Source organism: Frankia tisae (genome assembly GCF_025403405.1).
Taxonomy (GTDB): Bacteria; Actinomycetota; Actinomycetes; order Frankiales; family Frankiaceae; genus Frankia; species Frankia tisai.
On the sequence record NZ_JANEZT010000294.1, the window covers coordinates 1 to 8680 of the forward strand.

Sequence of the window (8680 nt, forward strand, 5' to 3'; positions counted from 1 at the left end):
GCGTCGGGGCGACGCCCGCGAGTCGGCGGGTCCCAGCGGTCGAGGCCGAGCGGGGCGGGCCGGGGCCGGTGGCTGGCCGGCCTGATGTTCGCCGCGCTGCTGCTGGTCGTGGCGGTGGCGGTGGCGGTCGGGATCCTTCTCCTCACCACCGGCGGCGGTGGCGGTAGTGGCGGTGGCGGCGATCTGCCCGCCGGCATGATCGGGCGGTGGCGGGGCACGGTCGTGCAGGACAGGGCCTCGTATCCGGCCGAGCTGGCCCTCGATGGCGGCCGGGTCGGCGAGACCCTCGGCCGCACCTGGAACCCGCGCGACGACTGCGCCGCCGACCTGCAGCTGCTCGCCGTCGACGGCACCGAGGCTCGCTTCACCGAACGGCTCACCGCGGGCGCCGGGGTGTGTGCCGCAATCGAGGCCGAGGTCTTCGAGCTGCGCGCCGACGGCACCCTCGACTACCACTATCCGGCGTCCCCGCTCTCCTCCGGCGGGCACGCAGTGCTGCGCCGCGTGCCCGAGTGACGCCGACTCGACCACCGGAGTGACAGACGCTCCCACCCCCGATGGGTGACCGGGGGCGACGGCCGTGCCTCCGCGGAAGGGTATGACTCTGTCGGCCTGCAAGCCCCCGCGCGGGCCGGTGGGGCCGTGCCCCGGGACCGGGGCGACGGTACTGACTGGAGGTGCCGCGGTGGATCCCGACTTCCCCCTGCTGAGCGTGTTTCTCTACATGGTCTGGTTCTTTGCCTTCGTCCTGTGGCTGTTCCTGCTGTTCACGGTGATCACCGACGTGTTTCGCAGTCCGGATCTGTCCGGCTGGTCGAAGGCGGCCTGGACCGCTGTGATCGTCGTGCTGCCCTGGTTCGGTGTGATCGCCTACCTCATCGTCCGCGGCGGCAGCATGCACGAGCGCAGCCGTGCCGCGGCGGAGCGCGATGAGCGGGCGTGGCGGGCGTACCTCGAGCGGGCCGCGGCCCCGGCGAGCAGCGCCGACGAACTCGGCAAGCTCGCGGACCTGCGCGACCAGGGCATCATCAGCGACGTCGAGTTCGAACGCGGCAAGACCCGGATCCTGGCCTGAGCGGCGACGTCCCTGCCATCCCCATCCCGGGCACCTCGGCCATCCCGGCCATCCCGGCCATCCCAGGCACCTAGGGCACCTCGGGCACCTCGCGCCAACGGGCCGACCCGCCGACGGCTCAGCCGCGGGTCGGCAACCGGGAGGCGGCCGCCCGGTCGGCCAGCCAGAGGGTGCGTTCGCGGCCGACGGCACCGGTCGCCGGGACGTCGATCGGCCCGGCTCCGGAGAACGACGCGGCCACCGCCTCGGCCTTCTCCTCGCCCGCGACGACGACCCACACTTCGCGGGCGGACTGGATCGTCGGCAGCGTCAGGGAGACGCGTTCCGGCGGCGGCTTCGGGCAGTCGTGCACAGCCACCACCGGTTCCGTGGCCACGACCGCCGGCGAGTTCGGAAACAGTGACGCGACGTGCCCCTCCGGACCGAGACCGAGCAGCACCACGTCGAACACGGGGAACACCGCGCCCGGCGCCGCGCGGCCGGCGAGAAGGGCCGCGTACTCCGCCGCAGCGGACTCCGGGTCGGCGTAGCCGGAGGCGGCGGCACCGCCCTCGACGTCTCCGCCGGCGGTCTGGGCCGCGCGGTGACCCATGGGGAACACCCGCTTGGGGTCCACCGGGACGTGTTCGAGCAGTGCCTCGCGGGCCTGCCGGTCGTTGCGGTCAGGCGAGTCCGCGGGGACGAACCGCTCGTCGCCCCACCAGACGTCGACCTTGGACCAGTCCACCGCGTCGACCGCCGGGTTGGTCCGGACCGCGCGCAGCAGCGCGATGCCGATGCCACCGCCGGTGAGGACGACCGACGCCTCGCCGCGGGCGGCCTGCCCGTCGATCAGGCGAGTGATCAGCCGGGCGGCGGCGGCGCGGGCGAGGATGCCGGCGTCGCGGTGTGGGACAAGTTGCGGCTCCGCGCTCATGCCCCGCCCGCCTTCGGCCGCTCCGGCCGGGCGGTGGAACCCGACCGGCCGACGGTCGGAGTGCCCCCGACGGAGGACGTCGCCCCGCCCTGGGTCGCCCCGGCCTTGGTGGCCCCGGCCTTGGTGGCCCCGGCTTGGGGGGGCTCGGCCTTGGCAGCCTCGGTTTGGGTGGCCTCGGCCTGGGCGGCCTTTGCCTCGTCAGAGGAGGGGGCCGTGCTGGTGACCGTCCCGGACTTGTCCATCGGGTCACGCCAGATGTGTTCGCGGTGCGGCGAGCGGGTGCCGAGGTTCTGCAGGCCGCTCCAGGTGCCCAGGGCCTCGCCGAAGACCTCGTCGTCGTCGAGCCGGCGCAGCTCCTCGGCGAGCAGCTCGCCGACGCCGCGTCCCGGCAGCGGCAGCACCCGGTCCGGATAGCCGGACCGGGAGATCGTCGCCGTGCGGGAGTCGGTCCGGGCGATCGCGAGTTCGGACTCGCCGAAGGACACGGTCACCTTCGTGACGTCGGGGCGGGTTCCGACCTCCTCGACGGTGACGGGGATGCCGAGCTTGTTCTTCAGCCAGCCGGCGAACAGCTGGGCGCTCGGATTGGCCCGCCCGGAGGTGATCACGGCCGAGTCCGGCGTGTCGGTGACGGTGTCGAACGCCGCGGCGAGCAGGGTCCGCCACGGCGTCAGGCGGGTCCACGACAGGTCCGTGTCACCCGGGGCGAAGTCCGCCGCCCGCTGGAACAGCGCGGACAGCGGTTCGGTGGCGGCGGTGACGTCGGTGACGCGGCGGTCGGCGAAGACGCCGAGCGGGTCGTAGGCGATCCGGGTCGGCGGCTCGTCATGCCACCAGGTGACGACCGGGGCGTCCGGGGCGAGCAGCGGCAGCACGACCGACTCGGCGTGCAGCGCCAGGCGCCCCGACATCCGCATGACAACCGCCTCACCGGGGCCGAGCCGGCCGCCGATGGAGACCTCGGCGTCCAGCCGCGGGTGCGGCGACTCGATCTGCCGGCGCACGACGATGAGCAGCCGGCACGGGTGGGCGGAGGCCGCGAGCGTCGCCGCGCCCTCCGCCTCGCTGACGTGTTTCTCGTCGACGACGGCGACGAGGGTGAGCGCCAGGCCGAAGGCCAACGCTCCGGCCGCCCGCCGCTCGGCGGAGAGGGCCTTGACCACCTCAGAACCGGTGGTGTCCCACAGCGTGGTCACGAGGGGCTCCTATCCGTCCGCGGGAGTGGGTGGACGCCGGCTGGGCGCCGACGGGCGGGCCCGCTCACGGCCGCCGCCACCGGCGGCCGTCCGCGGCGAGCATCTCGTCCGCCGCCGCCGGCCCCCAGCTGCCGGCCCGGTAGCGGTGCGGGGTCGTGCTCGCCCAGTACTCCTCGAGCGGGTCGATGATCCGCCAGGACTCCTCGACCTCGGCGTTGTTCGGGAACAGCGTCGCGTCGCCGAGCAGCACGTCGAGGATGAGCCGCTCGTAGGCCTCGGGACTTGCTTCGGTGAACGCCTCGCCGAACAGGAAGTCCATCGCGACGTCGCGGACCTCCATCGCCGAGCCCGGCACCTTGGAGCCGAACTTCAGGGTGACGCCCTCGTCGGGCTGCACCCTGATGACCAGCTGGTTGTTGCCGAGCTCGGCGGTGTCGGTCTGGTCGAAGGGCAGGTGCGGTGCCTTCTTGAACACGATCGCGATCTCGGTGACCCGACGGGGCAGCCGCTTGCCGGTCCGCAGGTAGAACGGCACCCCGGCCCAGCGGCGGGTCTCGATGCCGAGGCGCACCGCGGCGAACGTCTCCGTCCGGGAGTCCGGCGGGATGTCCTTCTCGTCGAGATAGCCGGGAACCCGTTCCCCGGCGAGCCAGCCCTGCTCGTACTGGCCGCGCACGGCGAAGCGGGCGAGGTCGGCGGGCAGCGAGACGGCGCGCAGCACCTTGAGCTTCTCGGTGCGGATCGTCTCCGGGCCGAAGCTGACCGGCTCCTCCATCGCGGTGAGGGCGAGCAGTTGGAGCAGGTGGTTCTGGAGCACGTCGCGGGCGGCGCCGGTCTCGTCGTAGAAGCCGGCGCGGGTGCCGATGCCGACGTCCTCGGCCATGGTGATCTGCACCGAGTCGACGAACTGCGAGTTCCAGATCGGCTCGTAGAGGTTGTTCGCGAACCGCAGCGCGAACAGGTTCTGCACCGTCTCCTTGCCCAGGTAATGGTCGATCCGATACACCCCCGAGGGGGTGAACACGTCGTCGACCAGGGCATTGAGGTCGCGGGCCGAGGCAAGATCGTGCCCGAACGGCTTCTCGATGACGACGCGGCGCCAGCCGCCCGAGTTCGCCGCCGAGGACAGGCCCGTGCGCTGCATCTGCTTGAGCACGACCGGGAACGCCGAGGGTTGGATGGACAGGTAGAACGCGGCGTTGCCCCCGATGCCGTGCGAGCGCTCCAGGTCCTCCAGCGTCGAGGCGAGCCGGTCGAAGGCCGCGTCGTCGTCGAAGGAGCCCTGCAGGAAGCGGACGGAACCGGCCAGCCGGTCCCAGACCTCCTCCCGGAACGGGGTACGTGCCCCCTTCTCGGCGGACTCCCGGGCGAAGTCGGCGAAGTCGCCGTCCGACCAGTCCCGGCGCGCGAATCCGAGCAGCACGAACCCGGGCGGCAGCAACCCACGGTTGAACAGGTCGTAGACGGCGGGAATCAGCTTCTTACGAGCCAGGTCACCGGTCGCCCCGAACACCACGAGGGCGCTCGCGTCCGGCAGCCGGGGCAGTCTGCGGTCACGTGGATCCCGCAGCGGGTTGGATCTCACCGTGGGCGCCACCCGTTCCCCCTTCGTTCTCGCTTCGGTCTACCCGAGGTTGTTTCACCTGGGACCGTCGCCTGTCCATGACGGACGTTGAGACGATCACCACGGCTGTGGTCCGGTCCGGTCGCCAGGCCGCCCGGCCGATCGCCGGCCGTGCTCACGGCGCGGCGCGTCCCGGCTAGCTGTCCGAACCGGATCGGCCGAGCTGCTGTGCGATGGTGCCGAGCAGCTGGTTCCACGAGTCCTCGAACTTCTGCACGCCCTGAGTCTCCAGGGTCTCGATCACGTCGTCGAGGTCCACGCCGACGGACGCCAGCGCGGCGAACACCTGGCGGGCGTCGTCGTAGTAGGGGCGGATGGTGTCCCCGCGGACCTGGCCATGGTCGGCGAACGCCTGCAGGGTCGCCTCGGGCATGGTGTTGACGGTGCCGGGCGCGACCAGCTCGGACACGTAGATCGTGTCCGGCAGGGACGGGTCCTTCGTCGAGGTCGACGCCCACAGCGGCCGCTGCGGCTTCGCGCCCTTCGCGGCCAGCGCCTTCCACCGGTCGGTGGCGAACGCCTTCTCGTACCGCTCGTAGGCCAATCGGGCATTCGCGATCGCCGTCTTGGCGTGCAGCGCCTTCGCCTCCGGCGTGCCGATCTTGTCCAGGCGCGCGTCGACCTCGGAGTCGACCCGGCTGACGAAGAACGACGCGACCGAGGTCAGGTCGCCGACGTCCCGGCCGGCGTCGATCGCCTTCTCGACGCCCGCCAGGAACGCCTCGATGACGGCGTCGTAGCGGTCCAGGCCGAAGATCAGCGTGACGTTCACGCTGATGCCCTGGGCCAGGGTCTCGGTGATCGCCGGCAGTCCGGCCAGGGTCGCCGGGATCTTGATGAACAGGTTGGGCCGGTCCACCGACCACCACAGCGCCCGGGCCTCGGCGACGGTGCGCTCGGTCTCGTGGGCCAGGCGGGGGTCGACCTCGAGGGACACCCGCCCGTCGACCCCGCCGGAGGCGTCGTAGACGCCGCGCAGCACATCGCAGGCGTCGCGGACGTCGGCGGCGGTGATCGCGCGCACCGCCTCGCCGACGTCGACGCCGCGCACCGCCAGGTCGTGGAGCTGCTCGTTGTACAGGTCGCTGGACGCGATCGCCTTCTGGAAGATCGTCGGGTTGCTGGTGACGCCGACGACGCTGCGGTTGGCGACCAGATCGGCGAGGTTGCCGGTGCGCAGCCGGTCCCGGCTGATGTCGTCCAACCAGACCGCCACTCCGGCGGCCGAGAGCTCGGACAGGGGGTTGCTCATCGGGCTTTGGTTCCTCTCCGCGGGCGGTGCACATCCACAACAGGTCAAGTGCGTTCTCGGTGCCGGTCATGCCCGTCGCCAGGAATCGGATCCGGGGCGCAGCCGACCGGGGCGCGGTCGACCGGTACGCAGCCGATCGGTGCGCAACGGCCGGCGCCGGCCGGCTCCGACCCGACGCCCTCCGGTGCACCCTTGTGGGCACTACCCCGTCGCGCCGGCTCCATCCCAGTCTGCTGCCAGTCTGATCCCTATGTGTTCGGCTCCGTGACGCGCAGGTGGCAGTTGGAAGAACAGCCCGCGTGAACTGGCCGGATACCACCCGTGAGACACACCACGGCGGGCCCCGGCCGTGGGGTGGCGATCCCGTCCGGCGGCTCGGACGGCTGGCGGCGCGACCGGCGACGTGAGCCAGACCGCACGGTTCGTTGCCCGGTCCGGGCATGACCGCCGCGCGTGCGCGCCGATCCGGCGGCTAGACTCCGACACGTCGTAGAACACAGTCCGCTCCGTCCCCGGGGCTCCGTACAGTGCGGGTCGTCCGCCGATCCCGCCGATCGCGAGGTCGCTCTGTCTACCGAGGCCGCCCTTCGACGCCGGCACGTCACCACACGCGGACCGGTGCGGTCGGGCACCTCCACGTCGGTGAGCGCCGGAACCACGCCCCAGCCCGCCCTGGACCACGTCCCGGCCCAGGGGGCCCCCGACTCCGCGGAGACCCCGCGCCCGGAGGCCGAGCCCGCACCGACCGAGGTCACCACGCTCCCTCCCGGGACGGCGACGCCCCACGGCACCGCGCTCTCCAACGAAACCGGGCTCTCCATTGCGAACGGGGTCTCCACCTCCAACGGGGTCTCGGTTTCACACGGGGTCGCCGCGTCGAACGGGGTTGCGGTCTCGAACGGGACCGCGAAGCCGGGTGGGAGAGCGGCCTCGCTTGCGACGGCATCTCCGGCCGGCGCCGTCATGTCGAACGTCCTGGTCATCCCCCACGGGACCGTCGGAGCCCGCAGCGGGTCCGGGTCGAAGAGCGGGGCCGGGTCGAACGGCACGTCCGGGTCGAACGGGACCGCGGCCTCCACGGCGGCGGCGCACGGAGCCGGCTCCGCCGCATCCACGCCGAACGCGACGGTGGTGCTCGGCGCATCGAACGGCACGGTCGCCGCCTACGCGCCGCCCGCCGCCGGCGAGGCGCCGCCCGCGGTGAGTGGGCTGGCCGCGGTGAACTCGAAGATCCGCGCCTACGTCGCGCTCATGAAGCTGCGCGTGGTCGAGCTGCTGCTCGTCACCACCGTGCCGGTGATGATGCTCGCGGATCGGGGGATGCCCTCGATCTGGCTGATCGTCGTCACCCTCGTCGCCGGCACCCTGGCGGCCGGCAGCGCCAACACGATCAACTGCTACGTCGACCGGGACATCGACCAGGTCATGGCCCGCACCAAGCGGCGCCCCCTGGTCCGTGCCACCGTCACCCCGACCGAGGCGCTCGTCTTCGGCATCGCCATCGGCATCGTCTCGACGCTCATGTTCGGCCTGTTGGTGAACTGGCCGTCGGCGCTGCTGGCGGACGGCGCCATCGCCTTCTACGTCTTCGTCTACACCCTCGGGCTCAAGCGCCGGACCCCGTCGAACATCGTCATCGGCGGCGCGGCCGGCTGCTTCCCGGTCCTCATCGGGTGGTCCGCGGTCACCGGCACCGTGGGCTGGTCGGCGGTGCTGCTGTTCGCCGTGGTCTTCTTCTGGACCCCGCCGCACTTCTGGGCTCTGGCGATGAAGTTCCGTGACGACTACGCCGCCGCCGGTATCCCGATGCTGCCCGTCGTCGCCCCCGTCGAGGTGGTGACCCGGCGGATCCTCGGCTACTCGTATGCGATGGTGGCCGCCTCGCTCGCGCTGGTCCCGGTGGCCCACACCGGCCCGGTGTACCTGGTGTCCGCCGTCGTGGTCGGCGCCTGGTTCCTCGCCGAGGCGCACCGCATCGACCGTCGGACCCGCCGCGGCGGCGACCCCCGCCCCATGCGCCTGTTCCACATGTCGATCACCTACCTGACGCTTCTGTTCGTTGCGATCGCGGTCACCGCCGTCGTCTGACCTCCCGCTCCGCCTCGGCTCCGACCGATCCGACCCCCAGACGCGCCGACCGCACACCCGCGGCTGGCGCGTCTGCTGCGTCCGGGGTGCGATGATCAGTGGCCCTCATGGTGGCGCGGTTGCGCGCAACACTTCACGGTCCCGCCGGGCAGCGCTTCCTGAATGACCAGCGGCGAGGCGCCGTCCGAGGCGTGAGGCCGCGGACCGCGTTGCGCTCTTTCTCGACGAGTCGCGCCAGACGACAAGTGCACCCGGGTCGGGTGTCTGGGTGCTGCTCACGCCGGCCGGTCGCCTGCCCCGGCGCTGTCGAGTCGCTCAGCCTGGCTGTTGTCGCGGGTGACGCCGACGGCCGCAAAATGAGCCTGAATGATCACTTGTTGCTGGATTCAACCCGCTCGCCCCGCATGTCCGGCGAATCGAGGCGACGCCGGACATGCGCGAGACGACCGTCGCGGCCGTTCGGGTCAGCGGGCGAGCTGGTGGAGCCAGTCGTGCAGGAGGGCGGTCTCGGTGGGGCGCAGGGGGAGGG

At 72.3% G+C, this 8680-nt stretch carries 6 protein-coding genes and 1 pseudogene; 3 read left to right on the forward strand and 4 right to left on the reverse strand.

The window, feature by feature from the left end; genetic code table 11:
* Both NBZ85_RS23070 and NBZ85_RS23075 read left to right on the forward strand, forming a co-directional pair.
* Positions 1-516 (forward strand): annotated as a pseudogene (locus NBZ85_RS23070) (serine/threonine-protein kinase); the annotation flags it as partial.
* A gap of 169 nt (positions 517-685) precedes the next feature.
* Positions 686-1075: a PLDc N-terminal domain-containing protein gene (locus NBZ85_RS23075; RefSeq protein ID WP_261558180.1), complete on the forward strand. Its 390-nt coding sequence runs from the start codon at positions 686-688 to the stop codon at positions 1073-1075.
* A 118-nt stretch (positions 1076-1193) separates the two neighbouring features.
* Here NBZ85_RS23075 and pgl read toward each other — a convergent pair whose 3' ends face one another.
* The 4 genes from pgl to tal form a co-directional block, all read right to left on the reverse strand.
* Positions 1194-1991, reverse strand: coding sequence for a 6-phosphogluconolactonase (gene pgl, locus NBZ85_RS23080; RefSeq protein ID WP_261558181.1), 798 nt, complete (start codon positions 1989-1991; stop codon positions 1194-1196).
* A complete protein-coding gene (locus NBZ85_RS23085; RefSeq protein WP_261562574.1) occupies positions 1988-3187 on the reverse strand; it encodes a glucose-6-phosphate dehydrogenase assembly protein OpcA in 1200 nt (399 codons plus the stop codon). Before NBZ85_RS23085 ends, pgl begins: the two co-directional genes overlap by 4 nt.
* A gap of 64 nt (positions 3188-3251) precedes the next feature.
* Positions 3252-4784, reverse strand: coding sequence for a glucose-6-phosphate dehydrogenase (zwf, locus tag NBZ85_RS23090; protein ID WP_261558183.1), 1533 nt, complete (start codon positions 4782-4784; stop codon positions 3252-3254).
* A 163-nt stretch (positions 4785-4947) separates the two neighbouring features.
* Positions 4948-6063, reverse strand: a complete 1116-nt coding sequence (gene tal, locus NBZ85_RS23095) for a transaldolase (RefSeq protein WP_261558184.1) — start codon at positions 6061-6063, stop codon at positions 4948-4950.
* A 1251-nt stretch (positions 6064-7314) separates the two neighbouring features.
* On the opposite strand from tal, the gene NBZ85_RS23100 reads away from it, so the two are divergent.
* Positions 7315-8151 carry a heme o synthase gene (locus NBZ85_RS23100; protein ID WP_372517765.1) on the forward strand — a complete coding sequence of 279 codons (837 nt, stop codon included), beginning with the start codon at positions 7315-7317 and terminating at the stop codon, positions 8149-8151.
* The last annotated feature ends 529 nt before the right edge of the window (positions 8152-8680 follow it).

Excerpts from the sequence above, each read along its gene's own strand:
- pgl (WP_261558181.1), bottom strand. The coding sequence starts at position 1,991 with ATGAGCGCGGAGCCGCAACTTGTCCCACACCGCGACGCCGGCATCCTC.
- tal (WP_261558184.1), bottom strand. The coding sequence starts at position 6,063 with ATGAGCAACCCCCTGTCCGAGCTCTCGGCCGCCGGAGTGGCGGTCTGG.
- NBZ85_RS23100 (WP_372517765.1), top strand. The coding sequence starts at position 7,315 with ATGAAGCTGCGCGTGGTCGAGCTGCTGCTCGTCACCACCGTGCCGGTG.